General features: G+C 60.9%; 21 protein-coding genes and 1 riboswitch. Of the genes, 15 read left to right on the top strand and 6 right to left on the bottom strand.

Annotation, left to right across the window (positions count from 1 at the left end):
* Positions 1–95 precede the first annotated feature (95 nt).
* From HFK74_RS13835 to hldE, 3 genes are all read left to right on the top strand, one after another.
* A complete protein-coding gene (locus HFK74_RS13835; protein WP_180203988.1) occupies positions 96–1,268 on the top strand; it encodes an O-antigen ligase in 1,173 nt (390 codons plus the stop codon).
* Between the two features lie 15 nt (positions 1,269–1,283).
* Complete coding sequence (gene msbA / locus HFK74_RS13840) at positions 1,284–3,089, top strand: lipid A export permease/ATP-binding protein MsbA (protein WP_180203989.1); 1,806 nt, start codon at positions 1,284–1,286, stop codon at positions 3,087–3,089.
* Positions 3,090–3,287: 198 nt separating this feature from the next.
* Complete coding sequence (gene hldE, locus HFK74_RS13845) at positions 3,288–4,712, top strand: bifunctional D-glycero-beta-D-manno-heptose-7-phosphate kinase/D-glycero-beta-D-manno-heptose 1-phosphate adenylyltransferase HldE (RefSeq protein ID WP_180203990.1); 1,425 nt, start codon at positions 3,288–3,290, stop codon at positions 4,710–4,712.
* Between the two features lie 111 nt (positions 4,713–4,823).
* On the opposite strand, the gene HFK74_RS13850 is transcribed toward hldE, so the two are convergent.
* The 4 genes from HFK74_RS13850 to HFK74_RS13865 all read right to left on the bottom strand — a co-directional run bounded on the left by HFK74_RS13850 (position 4,824) and on the right by HFK74_RS13865 (position 8,394).
* A complete protein-coding gene (locus HFK74_RS13850) occupies positions 4,824–5,792 on the bottom strand; it encodes a metal ABC transporter ATPase (RefSeq protein ID WP_180203991.1) in 969 nt (322 codons plus the stop codon).
* A gap of 33 nt (positions 5,793–5,825) precedes the next feature.
* Positions 5,826–6,638, bottom strand: a complete 813-nt coding sequence (locus HFK74_RS13855; RefSeq protein ID WP_180203992.1) for an aldo/keto reductase — start codon at positions 6,636–6,638, stop codon at positions 5,826–5,828.
* Positions 6,635–7,810 (bottom strand): FAD-binding oxidoreductase, encoded by a 1,176-nt coding sequence (locus tag HFK74_RS13860; RefSeq protein WP_180203993.1) that lies wholly within the window; start codon positions 7,808–7,810, stop codon positions 6,635–6,637. The genes HFK74_RS13855 and HFK74_RS13860 overlap by 4 nt, the downstream gene beginning before the upstream one ends.
* A gap of 251 nt (positions 7,811–8,061) precedes the next feature.
* The gene (locus HFK74_RS13865; RefSeq protein WP_095192165.1) at positions 8,062–8,394 is read right to left on the bottom strand and encodes a multidrug efflux SMR transporter; all 333 of its coding nucleotides are present in this window, start codon (positions 8,392–8,394) and stop codon (positions 8,062–8,064) included.
* Positions 8,395–8,497: 103 nt separating this feature from the next.
* Here HFK74_RS13865 and HFK74_RS13870 point away from each other — a divergent pair, with 103 nt between their 5' ends.
* Together HFK74_RS13870 and waaA are read left to right on the top strand one after the other, a co-directional pair.
* Positions 8,498–9,412 (top strand): LysR family transcriptional regulator, encoded by a 915-nt coding sequence (locus HFK74_RS13870; RefSeq protein ID WP_180203994.1) that lies wholly within the window; start codon positions 8,498–8,500, stop codon positions 9,410–9,412.
* On the top strand, positions 9,405–10,682 hold the full coding sequence (gene waaA / locus HFK74_RS13875; protein ID WP_180203995.1) for a lipid IV(A) 3-deoxy-D-manno-octulosonic acid transferase: 1,278 nt from the start codon (positions 9,405–9,407) through the stop codon (positions 10,680–10,682). The genes HFK74_RS13870 and waaA overlap by 8 nt, the downstream gene beginning before the upstream one ends.
* A 79-nt stretch (positions 10,683–10,761) precedes the next feature.
* Here the strand turns inward: waaA and HFK74_RS13880 are convergent, their stop codons facing one another.
* Positions 10,762–12,192: a TolC family outer membrane protein gene (locus tag HFK74_RS13880; protein ID WP_180203996.1), complete on the bottom strand. Its 1,431-nt coding sequence runs from the start codon at positions 12,190–12,192 to the stop codon at positions 10,762–10,764.
* Between the two features lie 205 nt (positions 12,193–12,397).
* Positions 12,398–12,503: riboswitch (TPP riboswitch) on the top strand.
* A gap of 163 nt (positions 12,504–12,666) precedes the next feature.
* Here HFK74_RS13880 and thiC point away from each other — a divergent pair.
* Entirely contained in the window at positions 12,667–14,556 is a 1,890-nt protein-coding gene (thiC, locus tag HFK74_RS13885) for a phosphomethylpyrimidine synthase ThiC (RefSeq protein WP_008063536.1), read from the top strand.
* A gap of 149 nt (positions 14,557–14,705) precedes the next feature.
* Positions 14,706–15,998 carry a putative hydroxymethylpyrimidine transporter CytX gene (cytX, locus tag HFK74_RS13890; protein ID WP_180203997.1) on the top strand — a complete coding sequence of 431 codons (1,293 nt, stop codon included), beginning with the start codon at positions 14,706–14,708 and terminating at the stop codon, positions 15,996–15,998.
* On the opposite strand, the gene HFK74_RS13895 is transcribed toward cytX, so the two are convergent.
* Entirely contained in the window at positions 15,967–16,713 is a 747-nt protein-coding gene (locus HFK74_RS13895) for an RsiV family protein (protein ID WP_180203998.1), read from the bottom strand. The two genes, cytX and HFK74_RS13895, sit on opposite strands and share 32 nt — an antisense overlap.
* Before the next feature lie 222 nt (positions 16,714–16,935).
* Here HFK74_RS13895 and HFK74_RS13900 point away from each other — a divergent pair, with 222 nt between their 5' ends.
* The 8 genes from HFK74_RS13900 to parC all read left to right on the top strand — a co-directional run bounded on the left by HFK74_RS13900 (position 16,936) and on the right by parC (position 25,434).
* Positions 16,936–17,553: an NUDIX domain-containing protein gene (locus HFK74_RS13900; RefSeq protein ID WP_180203999.1), complete on the top strand. Its 618-nt coding sequence runs from the start codon at positions 16,936–16,938 to the stop codon at positions 17,551–17,553.
* Entirely contained in the window at positions 17,544–17,996 is a 453-nt protein-coding gene (locus tag HFK74_RS13905) for a DUF1249 domain-containing protein (RefSeq protein WP_008063540.1), read from the top strand. Before HFK74_RS13900 ends, HFK74_RS13905 begins: the two co-directional genes overlap by 10 nt.
* 98 nt (positions 17,997–18,094) lie before the next feature.
* Positions 18,095–18,910 carry a 3',5'-cyclic-AMP phosphodiesterase gene (gene cpdA, locus HFK74_RS13910; RefSeq protein WP_180204000.1) on the top strand — a complete coding sequence of 272 codons (816 nt, stop codon included), beginning with the start codon at positions 18,095–18,097 and terminating at the stop codon, positions 18,908–18,910.
* 179 nt (positions 18,911–19,089) lie between these two features.
* Complete coding sequence (locus HFK74_RS13915) at positions 19,090–19,698, top strand: YqiA/YcfP family alpha/beta fold hydrolase (protein ID WP_180204001.1); 609 nt, start codon at positions 19,090–19,092, stop codon at positions 19,696–19,698.
* Between the two features lie 43 nt (positions 19,699–19,741).
* On the top strand, positions 19,742–21,649 hold the full coding sequence (parE, locus tag HFK74_RS13920; protein WP_180204002.1) for a DNA topoisomerase IV subunit B: 1,908 nt from the start codon (positions 19,742–19,744) through the stop codon (positions 21,647–21,649).
* Positions 21,649–22,638 carry an esterase-like activity of phytase family protein gene (locus HFK74_RS13925; RefSeq protein ID WP_180204003.1) on the top strand — a complete coding sequence of 330 codons (990 nt, stop codon included), beginning with the start codon at positions 21,649–21,651 and terminating at the stop codon, positions 22,636–22,638. The genes parE and HFK74_RS13925 overlap by 1 nt, the downstream gene beginning before the upstream one ends.
* Complete coding sequence (locus tag HFK74_RS13930; RefSeq protein WP_180204004.1) at positions 22,635–23,159, top strand: TIGR02281 family clan AA aspartic protease; 525 nt, start codon at positions 22,635–22,637, stop codon at positions 23,157–23,159. The genes HFK74_RS13925 and HFK74_RS13930 overlap by 4 nt, the downstream gene beginning before the upstream one ends.
* A gap of 7 nt (positions 23,160–23,166) precedes the next feature.
* On the top strand, positions 23,167–25,434 hold the full coding sequence (parC, locus tag HFK74_RS13935) for a DNA topoisomerase IV subunit A (protein ID WP_180204005.1): 2,268 nt from the start codon (positions 23,167–23,169) through the stop codon (positions 25,432–25,434).
* The last annotated feature ends 143 nt before the right edge of the window (positions 25,435–25,577 follow it).

Genomic DNA, 25,577 nt, shown 5'->3' on the forward strand with positions numbered 1-25,577 from the left:
TGGAAGAACGGGGCGCCATGGCGGGCAATGATGCCGAAAAATTTCAGCTTTAACCATGTCGGGTTGGGTAGGCGAACGCTTACAGGAGCAATTTGATGCAAGAAACTCGTTGGGCGCAAGCATGGATGGCAACAGGTCTTTTGTGGTTTTTGTTGGCCATCGCCATTGCGCCTACCAACAAGCTCTATCAGCAAGGCTTGGTGGTGTTTCTCTGGTTGCCTGCAATGATGCTGTGCTGGCCCGCACGGGCCCGGCTTCGGGAGTTGTTCCATGATCAGCGCTGGATCTACCTGCCGATGCTCGGGCTGGTGATCTGGTCACTGCTCAGTATTTCGTGGTCGAACACCCCTGACCCGGATCGCGCAGCCAAGCGCGTGCTGTACATCGTGGTATTCCTGTTGTTTTTTCCGGTTTTCGCCAATGCCAGACCCGAACGCGTGATCCGTATCATGCAATGGGGGGGCGTAGGACTGGCTGTCACCGCGTTGGTGGCGATCGTCAAGTTTTATGGAATGCATGGCAACGTCTGGAGTTCGCGTGTAGAAGGGCTGGGCGAATTGGCCCATCCGATTCTGGGCGGCTACGTTATCGGGCTGGCAGCGGTGTGGCTGGTGCTCTGGGCACCGCGCAGTGGCGTGATGCAGGCGGTTTGTGCCGTTGCATTGGGTTTCCTGGGGGTATTCGTTCTACTCAGCCAGAGCCGTGGCGCTGCCTTGGCACTGTTTCTCACGATACTGGCCATGCCGATCTGGTGCCGTGACCGGCGCAGTCGCATCGTCGCGGCACTCGCATTGATCATTGCCATGCTGGCGTTCTGGCTTTTCGAATCACTTGTCCTGGCGCGCGGGGCTTCCTATCGCCCGCAGATCATGATGGCCAGTTTGCAAATGATCGCTGAACACCCATGGCGGGGCCTGGGCCTTGGCAGTAGCTACAGGGTGTTCGCCGATGGGCAGTCTTTTGACCATGCCCATAACCTGTTCACCCATGTGGCCATCGAGTTGGGGCTGCCAGGATTATTGTTGTGGGCTGCGACATGGATCGCAGTACTGCGCCAAGCGTGGAAGGTTCGGGAAACACTCTATGCCAAGGGGATCATCGGCATATGGTTGTTCTCTACATTGGCGATGCAATTCGACGCCGCCAGCCTGAACGGCACGCCAAGGGCCGAATGGTTTATCAGCTGGTTGCCCATTGGCCTGGCCAGTGTTTTGGTATGGGCGCGGGCCAATCCCGACGCTTGTGATAAAATTTCGCGTTCTTCCTAACCAGTGAGCTCTACGATGAGTGACGCACCGCCCAAAGCGGGACAGGACTCCAGCCTGAAAATCTATTTTCGGCTGTTGGGGTATGTAAAACCTTATCTTGGCCTTTTCCTGCTGAGTATCGTGGGCTTCGTGATCTTTGCCTCCACACAGCCGATGCTGGCGGGGATTCTCAAGTATTTCGTCGATGGCCTGAGTAATCCTGAAGCGGTGCTCTTCCCCGATGTCCCCTACCTGAAGGACTTGCAGCTGCTGATGGCCGTGCCATTGCTGATCATCCTGATCGCGGCGTGGCAAGGCCTGGGCTCCTTCCTCGGCAACTATTACCTGGCGAAGGTTTCATTGGGGTTGGTGCATGACCTGCGGGTGGAGTTGTTCAATAAATTGCTGGTCCTGCCAAACCGCTATTTCGATACCCACAATTCCGGGCATCTGATCTCGCGCATCACGTTCAACGTGACCATGGTGACCGGTGCTGCCACCGATGCCATCAAGGTGGTGATCCGCGAAGGCCTTACCGTGGTCTTCCTGTTTGCCTACTTGCTGTGGATGAACTGGAAGCTGACCATCGTGATGCTGGCAATCCTGCCGCTGATTGCACTCATGGTGGGTAATACCAGCAAGAAATTCCGCAAGCAGAGCAAGAAGATCCAGGTGGCCATGGGCGACGTGACCCATGTGGCGTCCGAGACCATCCAGGGGTATCGCGTAGTACGCAGCTTCGGTGGCGAAAGCTACGAAGAACGACGTTTTGCCGAAGCCAGCCAGGGCAATACCGACAAGCAATTGCGCATGACCAAGACCGGTGCGGTCTACACGCCGATGTTGCAGCTGGTGATCTACACCGCCATGGCCATACTGATGTTCCTGGTGCTGTTCCTGCGCGGTGATGCAACCGCCGGTGACCTGGTGGCCTACATCACTGCCGCTGGTCTGTTGCCCAAGCCGATCCGGCAGCTGTCGGAAGTCAGTTCGACCATTCAGAAAGGTGTCGCCGGTGCCGAAAGCATTTTCGAGCAACTGGACGTCGAGCCGGAAGTCGACCACGGTACCGTCGAGCGTGATCGCGTCAATGGCTACCTGGAGGTGCGCAACCTGAGCTTCACCTATCCCGGGACAGAGCGTGAGGTGCTGAAGAACATCAGCTTCACCGCGGCGCCGGGGCAGATGATCGCTCTGGTGGGGCGCTCTGGCAGCGGCAAATCGACACTCGCCAGCCTGATACCGCGTTTCTACCATCATGAAATCGGTGAGATCCTGCTCGACGATGTCGAAATCGAAGACTATCGCCTGCGTAATCTGCGTCGGCACGTGGCGCAGGTCACACAACATGTGACCCTGTTCAATGACACCATCGCCAACAATATCGCCTACGGTGATCTGGCGGGCGCACCTCGCGCCGACATTGAAAAGGCCGCAGCGGACGCCTATGCGATGGACTTCATTGCGCAGATGCCGCAAGGCCTGGATACCCAGGTCGGGGAAAACGGCGTACTGCTGTCCGGCGGTCAGCGCCAGCGCCTGGCGATTGCCCGGGCCCTGCTGAAAAATGCTCCGTTGCTGATTCTTGACGAAGCAACCTCGGCACTCGATACCGAGTCCGAGCGCCACATCCAGGCAGCGCTGGATCAAGTCATGAAAGGGCGTACCACGCTGGTCATCGCCCACCGGTTGTCGACGATCGAAAAGGCCGACCTGATTCTGGTGATGGATCAAGGCGAAATCGTCGAGCGTGGCACCCACACTCAATTGCTGGCGCAGAATGGCTACTATTCGCGCCTGCATGCGATGGGGCTCGATACGCCGGCCGAAGACATCGCCTGACTTCGACATCAGGGTGAGCCTGGCTCACCCTGATGCTCTAGCGGTGTGCAATGCGCCCAACGAGTGAGTCCGTGCGCCGATTTGCTCAATAATTGATCAAAAAGCCTTGTCGCAAGATCCCGTTGCAGCCGTCACACAAGCCGGCGCCCACCCTGTGTTAATATCGCGCCCCTGTTCATTTTGTATGTGGGTTGCTCCATGAAGTTGTCCATGCCGCGATTCGATCAAGCCCCTGTCTTGGTGGTCGGCGATGTCATGCTCGACCGTTACTGGCATGGTGGTACCTCACGGATTTCCCCTGAGGCGCCAGTACCGGTAGTCAAGGTCGATCACATCGAGGACCGCCCGGGCGGTGCCGCCAACGTTGCGTTGAACATTGCCGCCCTCGGCGCGCCAGCCTCCCTGGTCGGCGTGACCGGCGACGATGAAGCCGCCGACAGCCTGGTCAATAGCCTCAAGGGTGCCGGTGTGCGCGCATTGTTCCAGCGCATTGCCCACCAGCCGACCATCGTCAAGCTGCGGGTCATGAGCCGTCACCAGCAACTGCTGCGCATCGACTTCGAAGAACCGTTCGCCACCGACTCCCTGGCGTTGTCCGTGCAAGTCGACGAACTGCTCGAAGGCATCAAGGTGCTGGTGCTGTCCGACTACGGCAAAGGCGCGCTGAAAAACCATCAAGTGCTGATCCAGGCCGCCCGTGCCCGTGGCATTCCGGTGCTGGCGGATCCCAAGGGCAAGGATTTTTCGATCTACCGTGGCGCGAGCCTGATCACGCCGAACCTTAGCGAATTCGAAACCATCGTCGGTGGTTGCGCCGACGAGCATGATTTGGTGAATAAGGGCGCGCAGTTGATGCACGACCTGGACCTTGGCGCCTTGCTGGTGACCCGTGGTGAACACGGCATGACCTTGCTGCGCCCGGATCATCCGGCATTGCACCTGCCGGCACGCGCCCGTGAAGTGTTCGACGTGACCGGTGCTGGCGATACGGTGATTTCCACCCTGGCCGCGGCGATTGCCGCCGGTGAAGAACTGCCGCACGCGGTGGGCCTGGCCAACCTGGCGGCAGGCATCGTGGTCGGCAAGCTCGGTACGGCGGCCATCAGTGCGCCGGAGTTGCGTCGTGCCATCCAGCGCGATCAGGGTTCAGAGCGCGGCGTGCTGGGCCTTGAACAGTTGCTGCTGGCAGTCGACGACGCCCGTGCGCATAACGAGAAAATCGTCTTTACCAACGGTTGCTTCGACATCCTGCATGCCGGGCACGTGACGTACCTGGAGCAGGCGCGGGCACAAGGCGATCGCCTGATCGTTGCGGTCAACGACGATGCGTCGGTCAGCCGCCTGAAAGGGCCTGGCCGTCCAATCAACAGTGTCGACCGACGCATGGCGGTGCTGGCAGGCCTGGGCGCCGTCGATTGGGTGATCAGCTTCGCTGAAGGCACGCCGGAGAACCTGCTGCGCGAGGTCAAGCCGGACGTACTGGTCAAGGGTGGAGACTACGGTATTGACCAGGTGGTTGGTGCGGACATCGTGACCGCTTACGGCGGGACGGTGAAAGTGCTGGGCTTGGTGGAAAACAGTTCCACGACTGCCATTGTCGAGAAGATCCGCCAGTCTGAATGATGCACTGATCGTTCCCATGCGCAGCAAAGGAATGCAGCCGGGGACGCTCCGTGTTCCAAAGCGTGACGCAGAGCGTCACAAGAGGCATTCCCACGCAGAGCGTGGGAACGATCAGGGGCGTGCAGCCTTGCGCGGTACGATCTTCTTCAGCAGTTGCCTGGCCTTCCCACGTAACAGCGCCAACCCCGAATCCTTCCCCGGCGGCGTCAAACCCTGCTGCCGCACCCAGTCCTTCCAGCGAATCCGCTCATCCTTCACCAGCCAGCCTTCCTGCCGGGCAAAACTTTCGGCCAGGTACAGCCCACGGGTGCTCGCCGGGTGCAACTGATCCTTTTTCAAGGTGTAGAGCTCGGCCGTGGGGTGGCCGTCCCGCAAAGGCATCAGATACAGGTCGGGGCGTTTTCGATCCAGGCGGGCCACCAGCTGATCACCTTCCAGTCGTTCGTCGACGTGAAACAGGCTCAGGGACTTGGCTTCCTTGGGGACCTCCAGGCGCAAGTCATAGATCAATTGCAGCGATGCGGTCGGCAAGTGCACGTAAGCCCGTGGCCGTTCGATCAGTGGCAGCTTGGCGCAGCGCACCGGGCGCGCCGAACCGGACAGGGGCGACAGGCGAAACGGCAGGGCTTCGCGGTAGTGCAGAGCGCTGGAGTAGGGGGCGGGTAGCCAAGTGTCGTTGAAGCGCCCGCCGAGCCAGCCTTCCGGGGTTTCCAGCAGGCACTCTTCGGCAATTTCCTGGATTGCCGTGTGCAGCGGCAGGTTCAGCTCATGGGCGGGCACGTAGCCGGAAATCAGCTTGAGCACCACGTCGCCGCGATCCTGCCGCCGTTGACGCACCAGCACCCAGTAATCGCGATTCTGCCAATGCAGTGTCAGGCGTACCGAAACCCCGAGGTTGGCCAATTCAAGGGAAAATCGTTCTGTATCCGCAACGGTCACCGGACGCCGACGTTGCAGGATCTGGGCGAAATTCAACGGCCTGCCGACGCTCTGATAACTCAGGCCTTCGGGAGTTGCTTCGACGAATAACGGCAGGGTCTTGAAGTTGCTCGGATTCTTTCTAATGAGCGTACGCGGCATGTCGGCTCCTGCTTAAGGCCGCGTGGGGCGGCATCAGTTGCTACGTAGGACCTGGGCAACGGTCGCCACGTTATGGGCGAGGTGCAGCGGATTGATCGTTCCGACAATAGCGCTGGCCACACCGGGATGTTCGAACAGCAATTGGAAACTGGCGCGCACCGGGTCCACGCCCGGACTCAGGCACACATGACCGCTGGCGAGGGCTTTTTTGACCAGAATGGCTTTGCCATGAGCAGCAGCATAGTCAATGACTGCCTTTTCGCTTTGCTCGTTCAGATTGTAGGTGACCATTGCGCAATCACCTTGCTCCAGTGCCTTCAAGCCGCCTTCGACGGTCTTGCCGGAAAAGCCGAAGCCACGGATCTTGCCTTCGGCCTTGAGCGCGGCAAGCGTGGCATAGACTTCGCTGTCATCGAGGATCGCCAGGTCGTTGCCGTCGGAGTGCACCAGCACCAGGTCGATGAAATCAGTCTCGAGGCGTTGCAGGCTGCGTTCGACAGAGAAGCGGGTGTGCGCGGCGCTGAAATCGTGGCGGGACTGACCGTCGGCGAACTCCTCGCCGACTTTGCTGACGATCACCCAATCCTGACGCTGACCACGCAGCAGCGGGCCAAGGCGCTCTTCGCTGCGCCCATAGGCGGGAGCGGTGTCGATCAGGTTGATACCCAGGTCGCGCGTGAGCTTGAGCAGCATCCGCGCTTCATTGTCGTCGGGGATCTGGAAGCCATTGGGGTACTTCACGCCTTGGTCGCGGCCGAGTTTTACCGTGCCCAGGCCCAGAGGCGATACCAGCAGGCCGGTGCTGCCCAGGGGGCGATGCAAGTCGTGCAGGGTCGGTTGGCTCATGGCAGCAGTTGCTCCCAGGCCGGGACGGCCATCGGCGGTTTTGGCAGTGGCGGCAACTCGGTGACTGGGCCTGGTTGAATGCCATCGCGGGCAAGGCTGGCGATCACCCGATCGGCGAAGTCCGGCGCCAGAGCCAGTTTGGTTGGCCAGCCCACCAGCAGGCGACCTTCTTCAGCTACAAAGGCATTGTCGGGACGGGTCAGTCCCGATTGCAGTGGCTCCGCGCGGTCTACGCGCAAGGTTGCCCAGCGCGCCGTGCTGAGGTCGATCCATGGCAGCAACTGGCCAAGCTCTTTCTGTGCGGTGGCGATTTGTTCGGCGGGCTCGCGAGTCACGCCTTCGGTCTCAGCGATATCGCCGCCCAGGTACCAGACCCACTGACCATCGGCTGCCGGGTGCGTGGTCACGGTAATACGTGGTTTGGTTCCACCGCCCAGGCAATGGGCGTACAGCGGCTTGAGGCCTGGGCCTTTGGCGATGATCATGTGCAACGGACGGCGTTGCATGGCGGGCTGGGTCAGCCCCAGCGTTTCAAGCAATGCCGCCGTTCCGCCTCCTGCGCTCAAGACGATGCGTTGGGCGCGGATCTCGCGTTGGTCCACCTTCAGACCGACCAGCACGCCACCCTCCAGCAGGGGCTCGATCTTCTGCCCGGCAAGCAGGCCGTCGCCCGCGAGGTCCGCCAGGCGCTGGATCAGGCTCGGTACGTCGATCACCAGCTCCGCCAGGCGATAAACCTTGCCCTTGAAGCGTTTGTCTTGCAGCGCCGGTGGCAGTTGGTCGCCCTTGACCTGATCGACGCGACCGCGCACGGCTTTGCTGGCGAAGAAGCTGGTGAGGTTGCCGGCGATCGTGCCCGGGGACCAGAGGTAGTGGGCTTCGGACAGCAGGCGCACGCCCGACAGGTCCAGTTCGCCGTCCCCGGCCAGGGCTTCACGCCAGCGGCGCGGCATGTCGGCGATGGCTTCCGAGGCGCCGGTCAGGGCGCCATGCAATGCATACTTGGCCCCGCCATGGATGATGCCCTGGGACTTCACGCTTTGTCCGCCGCCGAGGCTGGCGCTTTCCACCAGTACGGTCGAGAAGCCCTGGCGACGCAGGCGCGCATTCAGCCAGAGGCCGGCGACACCAGCGCCGACAATGAGAACGTCGGTGGAAATAACGGATGGCATGCAGCGACCTCAGTGTTCAAGACGAGGACGCAGTATACAGACTCGATGATTGGAGGGTCTGCTGCACCTGTGGGAGCCTGTGTGGCGAGGGGATTTAGCGAAGCGTCGCACCGCCCCGTTGGGGCGCGAAGCGGCCCCAGAATTCCTTCAGGCACACCGAGTTGTCTGGCTTTGCGACTGCTTCGCAGCCGAGCGGGGATAAATCCCCTCGCCACACAGGCTCGCTCCCACAAAGGATGGTGGTTCGGATTTTAGTGGCCGGCGGTTTTCGAGAACAGCTGGATCACCACAACCCCCAGCACAATCAACGCCATCCCCATCATCGCCGGCACATCCAGCTTCTGCCCATAGATGAACAGTGCCGCGACGCTGACCATCACGATGCCCATGCCGGCCCATACCGCGTAGGCCACGCCCACCGGTACGCTGCGCACCACCAGGGTCAACATCCAGAAGGCGATGCCGTAGCCGACGATCACCAGCAGCAGTGGCAACGGCGTGCTGAAGCCTTTGACCGCTTTCATCGAAACAGTGGCAATCACTTCGGCGCAGATGGCAATGGCCAGGTAGTAGTAAGCGGTCATGGGTCAATCCTCGTGTGAAGTGTTGCTTGCTAAGTTCGGCATTCTAGAGGTTCTCCAGATGCGGTAAAGTCATTACCTATCTGTTTTGAAGATGGGTTTGCTCATGCAATGGAATCTTGAACAACTTCGTTTATTCGTCGGTGTGGCGGAGCAACGTTCGTTTTCTGCCGTGGCACGGGACCAGCGCAAAGCCCAGTCGGCGATCAGCAGTGCGATTGCATTGCTGGAGGAAGACCTGGGCGTGAGCCTGTTCGACCGCAGCAGTGGCCGCCAGCCGAAACTCACCGAGGCCGGCAATGCCTTGCTCGAAGAAGCGCGGGAAGTGCTGCGCCAATGCGAGCGCCTCAATGGCCGGGCGCTGGCGATGATGCGCGGCCAGGAAGCTCGCTTGCGTCTGGCTCAGGACGAGGCCATGCCGTACCAACCGGTCATCGAAAGCTTTGAAGCTTTGGCGGAAAAGTTTCCCAGCCTTGAAGTGCAACTGACCAGCGCCGCCCAAGGCGATGTGGCGCGCAAACTGGTGGAGCGTCGGGCCGATCTGGGGTTGTTGTTTTATCACGATCAAATTCCTGAAGCCCTGGAACGGCGGGTGCTGGGTAGCGTCGAGATGGTGACCGTGTGTGGCGTCGGGCATCCGTTGGCGGCAAAGGCTGAAGTGAACTATCAGGAACTGGCGCAGCATCGCCAGCTGTTGATGTCCACGCAGTCCAGCATCTACCCCGGCAGCGAACCGGCCAGCCCGCAGGTCTGGCGGGCCGACAGTTTCTACGTGATGGCTGAATGGCTGGTGCGCGGCCTCGGCTGGGCCTGGCTGCCGCGTCACGTGGTGCAGTACTCGGCGTATCAGGGCTTGATGGTCGAATTGGCCAGCGAATGGACCCCGCCGGCCCTGGTGGTTGAGCTGGTGTGGCGCCGCGATGAGCCACTCGGGCCGGCCGCGCGCTGGTTGGCGGAGCGTTTTGCCGTGCATTTGCAGGCGATCGGTGAAAAAACCGATAAACTCCGCCGCCATGAATAGAACTCTCTACACCGCGCTGTTTTACCTGGGGCTGCCATTGGTGGCGATTCGGCTGTGGCTGCGCTCGCGCAAGGCGCCGGCCTATGCCAAGCGCATCGGCGAGCGTTTTTCGTACGGGATGCCGACGATGAAGCCCGGCGGTATCTGGGTACACGCCGTGTCTGTGGGCGAAAGCATTGCCGCCGCGCCGATGATTCGGGCCTTGCTGCAACGTTATCCGACACTTCCGATCACCGTGACCTGCATGACGCCGACCGGCTCGGAACGCATCCAGGCATTGTTCGCCAACGAGCCACGTATCCAGCACTGCTATTTGCCCTATGACTTGCCGTGCGCCGCCAGGCGTTTCCTTGATCGGGTCCAGCCGAAACTGGCGGTGATCATGGAAACCGAACTCTGGCCCAACCATATCCATCAATGCGCCAAGCGCGGGATTCCCGTGGCCCTGGCCAATGCACGATTGTCCGAGCGTTCGGCCAGGGGCTATGGCCGCTTCGCCAAGCTGACCGGGCCGATGCTGGCCGAGATGAGTCTGTTCGCGGTGCAGACCGAAGCTGAGGCCAAGCGTTTTCGTGAGTTGGGCGCGCGGGCGCAAACCGTCGAAGTCACCGGCTCGATCAAGTTCGACCTGACCATCGACCCGCAACTGTTGCAGCGTGCCGCCGAGTTGCGCGGGCAATGGCAGGCACAGGAGCGCCCGGTGTGGATCGCCGCCAGTACCCATGATGGCGAAGACGAGGTGGTACTGGCGGCCCATCGCGAGTTGCTGGCGAGCCATCCCGATGCCTTGCTGATACTGGTGCCGCGCCATCCCGAGCGTTTCACTCCGGTGTTCGAATTGTGCCGCCAGCAGGGTTTCGCCACGGTACGGCGCTCCAACGAAGAGGCCGTCACCGCCGCCACATCGGTGCTGTTGGGCGACACCATGGGTGAACTGTTGTTTCTCTATGCCTTGGCCGACAGTGCGTTCGTCGGCGGCAGCCTGGTGCCCAATGGCGGGCATAACCTGCTTGAGCCGGCGGCCTTGGCCAAGCCGGTGCTCAGTGGCCCGCACCTGTTCAACTTCCTTGAGATCGCCGCGCAGTTGCGCAGTGCGGGGGCGCTGCAGGAGGTTGAGGATGCGCAAGGGCTGGCGGTGGCGGTGCAGCGGTTGTTCGAATTGCCCCGGGACGCGCAGCGCATGGCCGAGGCGGGCTTGAAGGTGATGCGCACCAATCAGGGGGCGCTGCAGCGCTTGCTCGATGGGCTTGGTCGGCTGATCGAACGCTGACCTGTAGGAGCCCGGCTTGCCGGCGAAGGCGATTTCAAGGACGCCATCGCCGGCAAGCCGGGCTCCTACAGGTTCTGTGTCAAGGTCGGGCTTTGAGCTGTTCAGCCGCAGCCTTCGCCAGGTCCGGCGGCAGGAAGTCCTTGTCCGGGTTGTAGTTGGGATTGAGCCAGCGGGCCAGGTCCTGCAAATCCCCCGGGTTCAGCGTACCGGCCTGCTGCTTCAAGCGCAGGTTGTCGAGGATGTAGTCGTAGCGGGTGTTGTTGTAGTCGCGTACCGACGTGTACAGCGAGCGCTGCGCATCCAGCACATCGACGATGTTGCGCGTACCCACCTGATAACCGATTTCGGTCGCTTCCACCGCGCTCTGGTTGGAGATGATCGACTGCTTGCGCGCCTGGACCTGCTCGACGTCGGTATTCACCGCGCGGTGCAGGTCACGGGTGTTTTCCACGATAGAGCGACGCAGGGATTCGCGTTGCTGCTCGGTCTGGTCCAGCTGTGCGTAGGATTGGCGCACCTGGGAGTTGATCAGGCCGCCGCTGTAGATCGGGATGTTCAGTTGCAGTCCGATCGAGGATTGCTCGACGTCACCCTTGTACGGCTGGCCGAATGCGCTCGGGTTGCTGAAACCCAGTGCATCGTTGTCGCCTTTTGTGTATTGCGCCACCGCATCGACGGTCGGCGCATGGCCGGCCTTGCGCTGCTTGAGGGTTTGCTCGGCGGCGCTGACGGCGTAGTTGCTGGCCAGCAGATTGAGGTTCTGTTTGGCCGCCGTTTCGACCCAGGCCTTGGCATCGTTAGGAGCTGGCGGCAGGATCGGCAAGTTATGGGAGATGCCCCAGATGGCGTTGTACTGTCGGTTGGTCAGGGTGATCAGGGCTTCGAACGCATCATCCACCTGGCGCTGCGCGACGATCCGGTTGGCGCGTGCGGTGTCGTAGCTCGCCTGTGAGTTCAAGACGTCAGTCTTGTCCGAAAGGCCGACATCGAAGCGCTCGTTGGACTGATCGAGCTGACGCTTGAACGCGGCTTCTTCGGCCTTGGTCGAGGCCAGGTTGTCCTGGCTGCGCAGCACGTTGAAGTAGCTGTCGGCGGTTTGCAGGATCAGGTTTTGCTGGGTCGCCGAGAGTTGCAGGGCGGCCTGTTCGTTGACGTCCTTGGCGGCCTGGAACTGGAACCAGCGATCGGCGCGGAACAGTGGCTGCGCCAGGGTCGCCTGGTACGAATGGGCATTGCGGTTGGCCGTGGCCGCCGGCTGATCGATCGAGGTGCGCACGCTGGAAACATCGGCACCGCCCGAAAGATTGGGCAGCAATCCGGCGCGGGCCTGGGGCACGACTTCTTTCTGGGCGCCATATTGGGCGATGGCCGCAGCGAGGTCGGCGTTGTTGTTCACCGCTTCCTGATAGACGCTGACCAGATCGTTCTTGGTCGATAAGGGCGCTTCTGCCCAGGCCATTCCATTGGACGCACAAGACACGGCAACGGCCAGTGAGAGTTTGCGCAGCATAGGCGATCCCTAGTAAAAATATTACACAAGTAATTTGAGCGCCAAGGCTAAGGCGCTGCCTGTGCAACGTCAATGCGCAGCTTGGCGTAGCGAGTGTAGTTGTGCATTCGAGCGGCAACAATCCTGCCGATCCCGTTAATTACGCCATTCATCATGGTGTTTGCAGCGGTGTTGGCGTTCTGTGTCAGTTGTGTCTAGACTGGCCGGGTTCTTGTCGGGGTGCCTTGCTATGAGGCTGAGATCGAATAATTTCGGATCCCGTTGAACCTGATCAGGTTAGCGCCTGCGTAGGGAACAAGATTTCTCGTCACCCGGCGAGTCCTCTTGTGCTTCGTCCGGGATGTTGTTCGACAATCGAACACCCCTCGAGCACTGAGCACAGCACAGCTGGTTTTCCAGCGCCCGTGCGTCCATTCGTTTACAGGTTCGCTCCGACAAAATTCCACTGCCTGGATGCTGTCTGGAGAGCCCGTGATGACTACAAAAGCAAAAATCGCCACCAACCTGAGTGACTCGGCCAAGGTCGATCAACAATCGGTGCAGCCGTTTACCCGCTCGCAAAAAATCTATGTCCAGGGCACTCGCCCGGACATCCTCGTGCCGATGCGTGAAATCAGCCTGGACGTGACGCCGACCGACTTCGGTGGCGAGGTCAACGCGCCGGTGGTGGTGTACGACACCTCGGGCCCCTACACCGACCCCAACGTGATCATCGATGTGCGCAAAGGCCTGGCCGATGTGCGTTCGCCGTGGATCGAATCCCGCGGCGACACCGAGCGCCTGAGCGGCCTGAGCTCCAACTTCGGCCAGGAACGCCTCGCCGACCCGGAACTGACCAAGCTGCGTTTCGCTCACGTCAACAACCCGCGTCGCGCCAAGCCGGGCGCAAACGTCAGCCAGATGCACTACGCGCGCAAAGGCATCATCACCGCCGAGATGGAATACGTCGCCATTCGCGAAAACATGAAGCTGGAAGTGGCCCGTGCCGCCGGCCTGCTGGACCAGCAACACGCCGGCCACAGCTTCGGCGCCAGCGTGCCGAAAATCATCACCCCGGAATTCGTCCGTGACGAAATCGCCCGTGGCCGCGCGATCATTCCGGCCAACATCAACCACACCGAACTGGAACCGATGATCATCGGCCGTAACTTCCTGGTGAAGATCAACGGCAACATCGGTAACAGTGCACTGGGTTCGTCCATCGAAGAAGAAGTGGCGAAACTGACCTGGGGCATTCGCTGGGGTTCGGACACGGTCATGGACCTGTCCACGGGCAAGCACATCCACGAAACCCGCGAGTGGATCATCCGTAACTCGCCGGTGCCGATCGGTACGGTGCCGATCTACCAGGCCCTGGAAAAAGTCGGCGGCGTGGCCGAAGACCTGACCTGGGAACTGTTCCGCGACACGCTGATCGAGCAGGCCGAGCAGGGCGTCGACTACTTCACCATCCACGCCGGTGTGTTGCTGCGCTACGTGCCGATGACCGCCAAACGCGTCACCGGCATCGTTTCCCGTGGCGGTTCGATCATGGCCAAGTGGTGCCTGGCGCACCACAAAGAGAACTTCCTCTACACCCATTTCGAAGACATCTGCGAAATCATGAAGGCCTACGACGTCAGCTTCTCGCTGGGCGATGGCCTGCGTCCGGGCTCGATTGCCGACGCCAACGACGAAGCGCAGTTCGGCGAGCTGGAAACCCTCGGCGAGCTGACCAAGATCGCCTGGAAGCACGACGTGCAGTGCATGATCGAAGGCCCAGGCCACGTGCCGATGCAGTTGATCAAGGAGAACATGGACAAGCAGCTGGAGTGCTGCGACGAGGCGCCGTTCTACACCCTCGGCCCGCTGACCACTGACATTGCGCCGGGCTACGACCACATTACCTCAGGTATCGGTGCGGCGATGATCGGCTGGTTCGGCTGCGCCATGCTCTGCTACGTGACGCCGAAAGAGCACTTGGGCCTGCCGAACAAGGATGACGTGAAGACCGGGATCATCACCTACAAGATCGCCGCGCACGCCGCCGATCTGGCCAAGGGGCATCCTGGCGCGCAGATCCGCGACAATGCCCTTAGCAAGGCGCGCTTCGAATTCCGTTGGGAAGACCAGTTCAACCTGGGCCTGGATCCGGACACCGCTCGTTCGTATCACGATGAGACGTTGCCGAAGGATTCGGCCAAGGTCGCGCACTTCTGCTCCATGTGCGGGCCGAAATTCTGCTCGATGAAAATCACCCAGGAAGTCCGTGAGTATGCGGCCAACCAACGGATCGAAGCGGTAGACGTGGACGTCGCCCAAGGCATGGCCGAACAGGCCGAGCGATTCAAGCAGGAAGGCAGTCAGCTTTACCAGAAAGTTTGATCTGACCCGCTGCGCCTGCTGGCGCAGTCCCTTGTAGGAGCGAGGCTTGCCCGCGAAAGCGGTGTACCTGATACACCGCCTTCGCGGGCAAGCCTCGCTCCTACAAGGGCTGATTACACAACAACAAGTGTCCCTCTGAGATAACACCCTTGAGCATTCAACCCAGCACTTACTCCCCTGACATCGCGGTGCCAATCGACAAACGAGTCTTTGGCGGTCGCGACCTGTTTTCCCTGTGGTTCTCCCTCGGCATCGGCCTGATGGTGCTGCAGACCGGTGCTCTGCTCGCGCCCGGCCTGGGCCTGTCCGGCTCGTTGCTGGCGATTTTCCTCGGCACCCTGGTCGGCGTTCTGCTGCTGGCTGCCGTTGGCGTGATCGGCAGCGACACCGGCCTGTCGTCGATGGCCGCACTCAAGCTCAGCCTCGGCAAACGTGGCGCGAGCCTGCCGGCCGTGCTGAACCTGCTGCAGCTGATCGGTTGGGGCTCGTTCGAGATCATCGTCATGCGCGATGCCGCCAGCTTGTTGGGCGCAAAGGCCTTCAGCGATGGCAGTGCAATGTCCAACCCGGTGCTGTGGACGCTGTTCTTCGGCGCGCTGGCGACCCTGTTGGCCGTGAGCGGTCCTTTGACCTTCGTGCGCCAGATCCTGCGCAAATGGGGCATCTGGCTGCTGCTGGCCGCGTGCATCTGGCTGACCTGGAACCTGTTCGCCAAGGCCGACCTGGCCGCCTTGTGGGCCCAGGCCGGCGACGGTTCGATGCCGTTTGCCGTGGGTTTTGACATTGCCATCGCCATGCCGCTGTCGTGGCTGCCGCTGATCGCCGACTACTCGCGTTTCGGCAAGCGGGCGAAAAACGTTTTCGGTGGTACTGCAATCGGCTTCTTTATCGGCAATTTCTGGCTGATGAGCCTGGGCGTGGCCTACACCCTGGCGTTCGCGCCGAGCGGTGAAGTCAATGCCTTGTTGCTGGCATTGGCGGGCGCGGGCCTGGGCATTCCGCTGTTGCTGATTCTGCTGGACGAGTCGGAAAACGCCTTTGCCGACATTCACTCGGCAGCGGTTTCCAGCGGGATTCTGTTGCGCCTGAAAGTCGAGCACCTGGCCTTGGCCATCGGCGTGGTCTGCACCCTGATCGCCTTGCTGGCGCCCCTGGCCCAGTACCAGAACTTCCTGCTGTTGATCGGTTCGGTGTTCGCGCCGCTGTTCGGCGTGGTGCTGGTGGATCACTTCATCCTGCGCAAACGCAGTGGCCAGGTCGCCTCAGCTGCACTGCGCTGGCCGGCGCTGCTCGCCTGGTTGGGCGGAGTCAGCACCTATCACCTGCTGGCCAATCTGTATCCGGATATTGGTGCAACCCTGCCGGCGTTGATCCTCGCAGGGCTGCTGCAGCTGGTGCTGGGCCGGGCCTTCAGTTACGGCCGGGAAACAGCTCGGGCTTGATGATGCCGTTCAGGCGAGGGTAGGGGATCTTCAGTTCGACATGGCCCAGCGCGTAAGGCGCGATGCTGCTGGTTTCGTACTTGAGGATCACCCCGCCGTAGGTCAGCGCCACGTTCTGGGTTTTCTGGAACGGCCAGCTCTTGACGAACTCCGGTTCCTGATCGAGCTTGGTGCTGATCAACCAGCTGTTGTGCGCCACCTGCGCCGCTTTCCAGAATGCTTCTTCCTGACCCGGCACCAGCATGTCCGACAGCGTCAGCACTTTTTGCTGTTGGCGCGAATAGTTGATGAAGCCTCGACCCGGCGTGCCATGGGCGCCGCCGGTGTCCAGGTAACTGGACAACTCGATGATCACCAGTCCGTCATGCTGCTCACGTACCTTGGCTTGCAGATAGCTGCTGTTGCGCGGGCCGGCGGTGCGCAAAAACTGTTCGCGATAGGCCGCCAGCGTCGGCGCCACCGGGGCCTCGGGCGAGGTGCGGGTCATTTGCAGCAGGCGTTTTTCGATGATGTCGTCAAGCGCAGGTTCGGTGGGGAAGTGCAGGGTGTCGATGTTCACCAGCGGGCAGTCCTGGTCGCTGCAACCTGGCTTGAGCTGCTCGGTGGCGTCGCGGGTGGTTTCCAGCGGCGCGCGATAGTTGGGCTGGAACAGGCTCTGGCAAGCGCCCAGGGTCAGGGCGAGAGCGGCCACGGAGGCAATTTTAAAAAGTGACATGGGTGTCCTTCATAAAACAGGGAAAGGCAAAAAGTTACCCGCTTCGACTGTCAACGAAGCAATCAGTTCGCCACTAAGCTAATTAGAGTGGGTTTCGCCCTCACCGTCTATCTCGCTGAAGGTAAAGGGGCTGCATCAAACCTCATGGGCGCGTTAGGATGGCGCGAAGTCGAGGTTCCAGGAAGAACGAACCTCGTATCGGTTTGAAGTAAGAGGATAGTCATGACTGATTTTGCCAAAGCCATTCCGACCGCCGTGGATATCGTTCGGCGCGAAAAGTGCTTCGAGGGTTTCTACAAGCTCGATCGCGTGCACTTGCGCCACGAATTGTTCGCCGGCGGCATGAGTCGCGAAATCAGCCGTGAACTGTTCGTGCGCCACGATGCGGTGTGTGTGCTGCCCTACGACCCGCAGCGCGACGAAGTGGTGCTGATCGAGCAGTTTCGCGTCGGCGCCGTGGGCAAGACCGGCAATCCATGGCTGATCGAACTGGTCGCTGGTCTGATCGACAAGGATGAGCAACCGGAAGAAGTTGCTCACCGCGAAGCGCAGGAGGAAGCTGGGCTTGTGATCGGGGCGCTGTGGCCGATGACCCAATATTTTCCATCGCCGGGCGGCAGCAACGAATTCGTGCATTTGTACCTTGGACGTTGCGACAGTAGTGGGGTAGGCGGCCTGCATGGGCTGGAGGAAGAGGCTGAAGATATCCGCGTCACGGTGTGGGCTTTCGAAGATGCCCTGCAAGCCGTACGCGACGGACGTATTGCCAACGCGGCCAGCATCATTGCCTTGCAATGGCTGGCACTGAATCGCGTTGAAGTGAGGGGGCTATGGTCGTAAACAAACTGCGCGATCGCTATCGGGTGGACCTCGTGGGGCTGCAGGCGTCCTGTGAGGCGAACTACGCGCGCCTGATGCGGCTGTTGCCGGACATGCGCAGCGAGCCGGCAGCGCGTCGTATCGCCGTGACCCACGGAGACCAGATGCTCGGCGTGCTGGCGCTGGAGGTGCTGCAGGTCTGTCCTTACACCACCACCCTGCAGGTGCGCCAGGAACACAGCCTGCCTTGGCTGCCGGTGCCGCAACTGGAAGTGCAGGTCTATCACGACGCGTGCATGGCTGAAGTGGTCAGCGCCGAACATGCGCGACGCTTTCGCGGCATCTATCCTTACCCGAACGCCTCGATGCACCAGCCCGACGAAAAGGCCCAGCTGAACATGTTCCTGGGCGAGTGGCTGAGCCATTGCCTGGCGCTGGGGCATGAGTACGAAGTCGTCCGTTAGTTGTGAACTGCGTCAGGTTCACAGGTTTCCCCTTTCGATCGTCTCCCAGCATAATTGCGACTCTCACCCAATCCGTGTTCACGCCCTGGGAGAACACCTTGCCGAGTGTATCCACACTGACCAGCGCCGATCCGGCATTGCTGGTGCAACTCTCCGACAGTCATCTGTTTGCCGAAGCGGACAGGACGCTGCTGGGCATGAATACCCGCGATAGCCTGCAAAAAGTCATTGAATTGGTGCGTGTGCAGCAGCCGCGGATCGATCTGCTCCTGGCGACTGGCGATCTGTCCCAGGACGGCACGCTTGAGTCCTACCAGCAGTTTCGTGAGTTGACCCGGCAGCTCGACGCGCCGGCCCGCTGGATTCCCGGCAACCACGACGAACCGCAAATCATGGCCGAGGCCGCGGTGCAAAGTGCTTTGCTGGACTCGGTGGTGGATATCGGCAACTGGCGGGTCACACTGCTCGATTCGGCTGTGCCCGGCTCGGTGCCGGGGTATTTGCAGGACGAACAGCTGCAACTGCTGGCCCGCTCGTTGAGTGAAGCACCAGAGCGGCATCATCTGGTGTGCCTGCACCACCATCCGGTATCGATCGGCTGTGCGTGGATGGAGCCAATCGGGCTGCGTAATCCCGAAGCGTTTTTTGAGGTTCTGGATCGTTTTCCACAGGTACGCGCCGTGCTGTGGGGGCATGTGCACCAGGAAATCGATCAATTGCGTAACAACGTGCGTCTGATCGCCTCGCCATCGACCTGCATTCAGTTCGAACCGGGCAGCGAGGATTTCAAGGTCGGGGAGCAGGCGCCGGGGTATCGCTGGTTGCGGTTGTTGCCGGATGGGCGGCTTGAAACAGGGGTGGAGCGTGTGACCGGGTTCGACTTTCAGGTCGATTACAACTCCGACGGCTACTGACACGCCCCACTGTAGGAGCTGGCTTGCCAGCGAAGGGGCCATCACATTCAACATTGATGTTGGATGAAATACCGCCTTCGCTGGCAAGCCAGCTCCTACAGGGATCGTATTTCATCGGCACCCAACGCTCCAAAGTCCCTGTAAACTCCGCCTCTTTACCCGACGCTCAGGGAGTTTAAATGTCCGGCTCGATCCTTTATATCCACGGCTTCAACAGCGCGCCTGCGTCGAAAAAGGCCACACAGTTGAGCGAAGTGATGGAGCGCCTGGGCTTGAGCGGTCAACTGCTTGTGCCGGCGCTGCATCACCATCCCCGCGAGGCCATTGGCCAGCTGGAGCAGGCGATTGAAACACTCGGACGGCCGCTGCTGGTCGGAAGCTCGCTCGGCGGCTACTATGCGACTCACCTGGCCGAGCGCCATGGCTTGAAAGCCCTGTTGATCAACCCTGCCGTCAGCCCGCACCGGATGTTCGACGGGTTCCTGGGGACACAGAAAAACCTGTATACCGAACAGACTTGGGAAATGACCCTCGACCACGTGACGGCCCTCGCCGAGCTGGAAGTGCCGGCACCCCAGGATCCGCAGCGCTATCAGGTATGGTTGCAGACCGGTGACGAAACGCTGGACTATCGCCATGCCCAGCAGTATTACCGGGCCTGTGCCTTGCGCATCCAGGCGGGTGGCGACCATGGTTACCAGGGTTTTGCCGAGCAGCTTCCGGCGATGCTGAGTTTTGCCGGCATTGGCGCAGATTTGTATCAGGCGATTGATTTCACCGCGCTGTGAAACCTTGCCCCTATTTTCAATGAAAGACTGACGACGAGACCCCATGGCCACTCCCAGCGCTAGCTCTTATAACGCCGACGCCATCGAAGTCCTCTCGGGCCTCGACCCGGTGCGCAAACGCCCCGGCATGTACACCGACACCAGTCGGCCGAACCACCTTGCCCAGGAAGTCATCGACAACAGCGTCGACGAAGCCTTGGCCGGGCATGCCAAGTCGGTACAGGTCATCCTCCACGCCGATCACTCGCTGGAAGTCAGCGATGACGGCCGTGGCATGCCGGTGGACATTCACCCCGAAGAGGGTGTTTCGGGCGTCGAACTGATCCTGACCAAGCTTCATGCGGGCGGCAAGTTTTCCAACAAGAACTACCAGTTCTCCGGCGGTCTGCACGGGGTGGGTATTTCGGTGGTCAACGCCTTGTCGACCGAAGTCCGGGTGCGTGTAAAACGTGACGGCAACGAATACCAGATGACCTTCGCCGACGGTTACAAGAAAACCGAGCTGGAAATCCTCGGTACGGTTGGCAAGCGCAACACCGGGACCAGCGTGTTTTTCGCCCCGGATCCGAAATATTTCGATTCACCAAAATTTTCCATCAGCCGCCTCAAGCACGTGCTCAAGGCCAAGGCCGTACTGTGCCCGGGGCTGCTGGTCAGTTTTGAAGACAAGGCCACCGGCGAGAAAGTCGAATGGCACTACGAAGATGGCCTGCGTTCCTACCTGGTCGATGCCGTCAGCGAATTCGAACGTCTACCGGACGAGCCGTTCTGCGGTGCCTTCGCCGGCAACAAGGAAGCGGTCGACTGGGCACTGCTGTGGCTGCCGGAAGGTGGCGATGCGGTACAGGAAAGCTACGTCAACCTGATCCCGACGGCCCAGGGCGGAACTCACGTCAACGGCCTGCGTCAGGGCCTGCTCGACGCCATGCGCGAGTTCTGTGAATTCCGCAGCCTGTTGCCGCGCGGTGTGAAGCTGGCGCCGGAAGACGTCTGGGAGCGTATTGCTTTCGTTCTGTCGATGAAAATGCAGGAGCCGCAATTCTCCGGCCAGACCAAAGAGCGTCTATCGTCCCGTGAGGCGGCGGCGTTTGTTTCCGGTGTGGTCAAGGATGCATTCAGCCTGTGGCTCAACGCCAACCCGGAAACCGGTCTGGCGCTGGCGGAACTGGCGATCAACAACGCCGGCCGACGCCTCAAGGCGAGCAAGAAAGTCGAGCGCAAACGCGTGACTCAGGGGCCGGCATTGCCGGGCAAACTGGCTGACTGCGCCGGGCAGGATCCGATGCGTTCCGAGCTGTTCCTGGTCGAAGGTGATTCCGCCGGCGGCTCTGCCAAACAAGCACGAGATAAGGAATTTCAGGCGATCCTGCCGTTGCGCGGCAAGATCCTCAATACCTGGGAAGTCGACGGCAGCGAAGTGCTGGCCAGCCAGGAAGTGCACAACATTGCCGTGGCCATCGGCGTCGATCCGGGCGCCGCGGACATGAGCCAGTTGCGCTACGGCAAGATCTGCATCCTCGCCGACGCCGACTCCGACGGCCTGCACATCGCAACCCTGCTCTGCGCGTTGTTCGTCCAGCATTTCCGCCCGTTGGTGGATGCCGGTCACGTTTACGTCGCGATGCCGCCGCTGTACCGCATCGACCTGGGCAAAGAGATCTACTACGCCCTGGATGAGGCCGAGCGCGACGGCATTCTCGATCGCCTGGTGGCCGAGAAGAAGCGTGGCAAGCCGCAGGTCACTCGATTCAAAGGCCTGGGTGAGATGAACCCGCCGCAGCTGCGCGAAACCACCATGGATCCGAACACCCGGCGCCTGGTGCAGTTGACCCTCGGTGAGGATTTCGCCGCGACATCGGAAATGATGGACATGCTGCTGGCGAAAAAACGCGCCGGTGACCGCAAGAACTGGCTGGAGTCCAAGGGCAACCTGGCGGAGGTGCTGGGCTGATGCGGCTGGGCTTTGCCCTGGCGTGTGCGTTGCTGCTGACCTCGATGACGGTGTCTGCCAAGCCGACACCGCAGCTGCGCCTGTTGTCCGAACATGCCGTGGACGGCATGCGCGGTGGCAACCTGTCCGGGCTGGCCCAGTGCGGCAATGAGCTGTGGACGGTCTCCGACCGTGATGACGACCAGATCTACCGCCTCGAGACGGGCGAGGGTGTCTGGCACGCGGAAGCGGTGGGCATCGGCGTTCCTCCCGTGCCCGACAGTGGCTTGCCCTGGGGTTTGCGTTCCCGGGCCTGGGTGTCGTCGTTCGTGCGTGGCGGTGACCTGGATTTTGAAGGGATCACCTGCGACAGCGCCGGAAATCGCTACGTGGTCAGCGAATCCCATGCGGGGGTGTTGCAAATTCCGCCCACCGGGCCGGCCTCTTGGCTGAAAATTTCGCCGCTCATGGTTCGCGAAGCGCGGGCCAGCGGTATGTTGCTGCGCTTCAATGCATTGTTCGAAGGCTTGGCGATCAATCCGCAAGGTGACCAATTGTGGTTGGCTGCCGAGCGCGAGAGTCGCGGGTTGCTGTTGGTCAAGCGCAAGCAGACCGTGTGGGACTGCGATGGCGGTTGCGTGCTGCTGAGCGAAGGGGGAAAGGAAATGCAACCTGCACAATTTCCCCGCGCCCGGGCGATGCCCCGGGATTTTGCCGATCTGTCATGGTTCAACGGCAAGCTGTTTACCCTTGAGCGCAACGCGTTCGAGATTTGCCGCCGTGATGCGGTGACGGCCAAGGTCGAACGCTGCTGGTCGTTTGCCGATGAGGCGCTACAGGAAAATCGTCGTTATCCCCAGGAATTTGCACTGACCGAAGCATTGATCGTGGACGCCGAGGGGGCCTGGATCGGGGTCGACAACAACACCGGTGCCCGCGCCGATGGCGAGGTACGTCCGATCGTCTGGCGCTTTGCTGCACCTGAAGGTGGCTGGAGTGCCAAGCCATGAGCCAGCAAACGCCGGGCAAGCGCGCCGGTCGGGTCTTGATGGTCCTGGCCTGGTGCGCCGCGTTGTTCCTGGCGACGCGGTTCTTCGGCCAGTGGGAAGAGCGCCAGCAAAACCCGAATGTGGTCGTGAGCTCGGAGCTCGGCGATGGTTTCGTCGAAGTGAAGCTGGTCAGCAACGGCCAGGGGCATTTCGTTGCCAGCGGCCATATCAATGGCCAGCCGGTGAATTTCATGCTCGATACCGGGTCGACCGATGTGGCGATCCCGGCGCAATTGGCGCAGCGACTGAAACTGGAACAAGGCTTCGGGGTGACCCTGAGCACCGCCAACGGTCGCACCGAGGGGTACCGAACCCGCGTTGACCGACTGCAACTGGGCGACATTGTGCTGCGTGATGTGCGCGCCCTCGTCGTGCCTGGCCTGGATGGCGATCAAGTGCTGCTCGGTATGAGCGCGCTGAACAAACTTGAATTTACCCAGCGCGGTGGCACCATGCTGCTGCGCCAGACAACGAACCGATGAGGCCCGCATGAGCGACTCCCTTGATCTCAGCCTGGACGGTGTAGAACGCCGATCACTGGCTGACTTCACCGAAAATGCCTACCTCAACTACTCCATGTACGTGATCATGGACCGTGCCTTGCCGCATATCGGCGACGGCCTGAAACCGGTACAGCGGCGTATCGTCTACGCCATGAGCGAGTTGGGGCTGGACGCCGATTCCAAGCACAAGAAATCGGCGCGTACCGTCGGTGACGTGCTCGGCAAGTTCCACCCCCATGGCGACTCGGCCTGCTACGAAGCCATGGTGCTGATGGCCCAGCCGTTCAGCTACCGCTACACGCTGGTCGACGGCCAGGGTAACTGGGGTGCGCCGGACGATCCCAAGTCCTTCGCCGCCATGCGTTACACCGAAGCACGGCTGTCGCGTTATTCCGAAGTGCTGCTCAGCGAACTGGGCCAGGGCACTGCGGATTGGGGGCCGAACTTCGACGGTACACTCGACGAGCCGCTGGTGCTGCCCGCACGTTTGCCGAATATCCTGCTGAACGGCACCACCGGCATTGCCGTGGGCATGGCTACAGACGTGCCGCCGCACAACCTGCGCGAAGTCGCCAGCGCCTGCGTGCGCTTGCTCGATGAGCCCAAGGCAACGGTCGAACAGCTCTGTGAGCACATTCAAGGCCCGGATTATCCGACCGAAGCGGAAATCATCACGCCGCGCGCCGACCTGCTGAAGATCTACGAAACAGGTCGCGGATCGGTGCGTATGCGCGCCGTTTATCACATCGAAGACGGCGACATCATCGTCACCGCGCTGCCGCATCAGGTTTCGGGTGCCAAGGTGCTGGAACAGATCGCGGCGATGATGCAGGCCAAACCGTCGAAAGCCCCGCAAATCGCCGACTTGCGCGACGAGTCGGACCACGAGAACCCGTGCCGGATCGTGATCATTCCGGGTGCCCGGAAAAACTTCGACCACGATGCCTTGATGCAGCACTTGTTCGCCAGCACCGAGCTGGAGTCGAGCTACCGGGTCAACATCAACATCATCGGGCTGGACGGCAAGCCGCAGCTGAAGAATCTGCGGGCGCTGCTGGTCGAGTGGTTGGAGTTCCGGGTGCAGACCGTGCGTCGTCGCCTGCAATTCCGCCTGGACAAGGTCGAGCGTCGCCTGCACCTGTTGGACGGTTTGTTGATCGCCTACCTCAACCTGGATGAAGTGATTCACATCATCCGCACCGAGGAGCAGCCCAAGGCCGCGCTGATCGAGCGTTTCGCCCTGAGCGAAATCCAGGCCGACTACATTCTGGACACGCGTTTGCGTCAATTGGCGCGCCTGGAAGAAATGAAGCTGCGTTCCGAGCAGGATGAACTGCTCAAGGAACAAGCCAAGCTGCAAGCGCTGCTGAGCAGCGAAGCCAAGTTGAAAAAACTGGTGCGCAGCGAGCTGATCAAGGACGCCGAGACCTATGGCGACGATCGTCGCTCGCCAATCGTCGAGCGTGCTGAAGCGAAAGCACTGACCGAGCATGATTTGCTGCCGAACGAAAAAGTCACCGTCGTGCTCTCGGAAAAAGGCTGGGTTCGCTCCGCCAAGGGTCATGACATCGACGCCACCGGGCTTTCGTACAAGGCTGGGGATGGTTTCAAGGCCTTGGCGGCAGGGCGTTCCAACCAGTTTGCGGTGTTTATCGATTCCACCGGTCGCAGCTACTCGGTCGCCGCGCACACCTTGCCATCGGCCCGTGGCCAGGGCGAACCGCTGACCGGCCGTCTGACGCCGCCGCCAGGGGCGAGTTTCGAATGCGTGCTGATGCCCGAAGACGATGCGCTGTACGTCATCGCCTCGGACGCCGGTTACGGTTTCGTGGTCAAGGGTGAAGACCTGCAGGCCAAGAACAAGGCGGGCAAGGCCCTGCTGAGCCTGCCGAACAACGCCAAGGTGATCCTGCCGCGTCCGGTGGCCGATCGTGAGCAGAACTGGCTGGCATCGGTGACCACCGAAGGTCGCCTGCTGATCTTCAAGATCAGCGATCTGCCACAATTAGGTAAGGGCAAAGGCAACAAGATCATCGGGATTTCCGGTGAGCGCGTGGCCAGTCGCGAAGAGTATGTAACGGACATCGCCGTTGTGCCGGATGGTGCCACTTTGGTGCTGCAGGCCGGAAAACGTACCTTGTCACTGAAAGCAGACGACCTTGAACACTACAAAGGTGAGCGTGGGCGTCGTGGTAACAAACTGCCACGTGGCTTCCAGAGGGTGGATGCGCTGCTCGTCGAAAACCTCAATTAAGCGTCCTAGAGCGCCTGATCTGCGATTTAACGCGTAGATCGGCGCTTTGGCGCTGGAGTCGGAACGCATATTCACGGATGATATGGCCTTTCAAGCGCCGGCGTGGCCGAGCGTTCTTCATATTTATTGAGTATTTTCACTGT

Origin of the sequence: Pseudomonas sp. SbOxS1, from assembly GCF_013416725.1 — a bacterium.
Lineage (GTDB): Bacteria > Pseudomonadota > Gammaproteobacteria > Pseudomonadales > Pseudomonadaceae > Aquipseudomonas.

Coding starts and splice junctions, on each gene's coding strand:
- HFK74_RS13835 (WP_180203988.1), top strand. CDS start 96: ATGCAAGAAACTCGTTGGGCGCAAGCATGGATGGCAACAGGTCTTTTG.
- msbA (WP_180203989.1), top strand. CDS start 1,284: ATGAGTGACGCACCGCCCAAAGCGGGACAGGACTCCAGCCTGAAAATC.
- hldE (WP_180203990.1), top strand. CDS start 3,288: ATGAAGTTGTCCATGCCGCGATTCGATCAAGCCCCTGTCTTGGTGGTC.
- HFK74_RS13850 (WP_180203991.1), bottom strand. CDS start 5,792: ATGCCGCGTACGCTCATTAGAAAGAATCCGAGCAACTTCAAGACCCTG.
- HFK74_RS13855 (WP_180203992.1), bottom strand. CDS start 6,638: ATGAGCCAACCGACCCTGCACGACTTGCATCGCCCCCTGGGCAGCACC.
- HFK74_RS13860 (WP_180203993.1), bottom strand. CDS start 7,810: ATGCCATCCGTTATTTCCACCGACGTTCTCATTGTCGGCGCTGGTGTC.
- HFK74_RS13865 (WP_095192165.1), bottom strand. CDS start 8,394: ATGACCGCTTACTACTACCTGGCCATTGCCATCTGCGCCGAAGTGATT.
- HFK74_RS13870 (WP_180203994.1), top strand. CDS start 8,498: ATGCAATGGAATCTTGAACAACTTCGTTTATTCGTCGGTGTGGCGGAG.
- waaA (WP_180203995.1), top strand. CDS start 9,405: ATGAATAGAACTCTCTACACCGCGCTGTTTTACCTGGGGCTGCCATTG.
- HFK74_RS13880 (WP_180203996.1), bottom strand. CDS start 12,192: ATGCTGCGCAAACTCTCACTGGCCGTTGCCGTGTCTTGTGCGTCCAAT.
- thiC (WP_008063536.1), top strand. CDS start 12,667: ATGACTACAAAAGCAAAAATCGCCACCAACCTGAGTGACTCGGCCAAG.
- HFK74_RS13895 (WP_180203998.1), bottom strand. CDS start 16,713: ATGTCACTTTTTAAAATTGCCTCCGTGGCCGCTCTCGCCCTGACCCTG.
- HFK74_RS13900 (WP_180203999.1), top strand. CDS start 16,936: ATGACTGATTTTGCCAAAGCCATTCCGACCGCCGTGGATATCGTTCGG.
- HFK74_RS13905 (WP_008063540.1), top strand. CDS start 17,544: ATGGTCGTAAACAAACTGCGCGATCGCTATCGGGTGGACCTCGTGGGG.
- HFK74_RS13915 (WP_180204001.1), top strand. CDS start 19,090: ATGTCCGGCTCGATCCTTTATATCCACGGCTTCAACAGCGCGCCTGCG.
- parE (WP_180204002.1), top strand. CDS start 19,742: ATGGCCACTCCCAGCGCTAGCTCTTATAACGCCGACGCCATCGAAGTC.
- HFK74_RS13925 (WP_180204003.1), top strand. CDS start 21,649: ATGCGGCTGGGCTTTGCCCTGGCGTGTGCGTTGCTGCTGACCTCGATG.
- HFK74_RS13930 (WP_180204004.1), top strand. CDS start 22,635: ATGAGCCAGCAAACGCCGGGCAAGCGCGCCGGTCGGGTCTTGATGGTC.
- parC (WP_180204005.1), top strand. CDS start 23,167: ATGAGCGACTCCCTTGATCTCAGCCTGGACGGTGTAGAACGCCGATCA.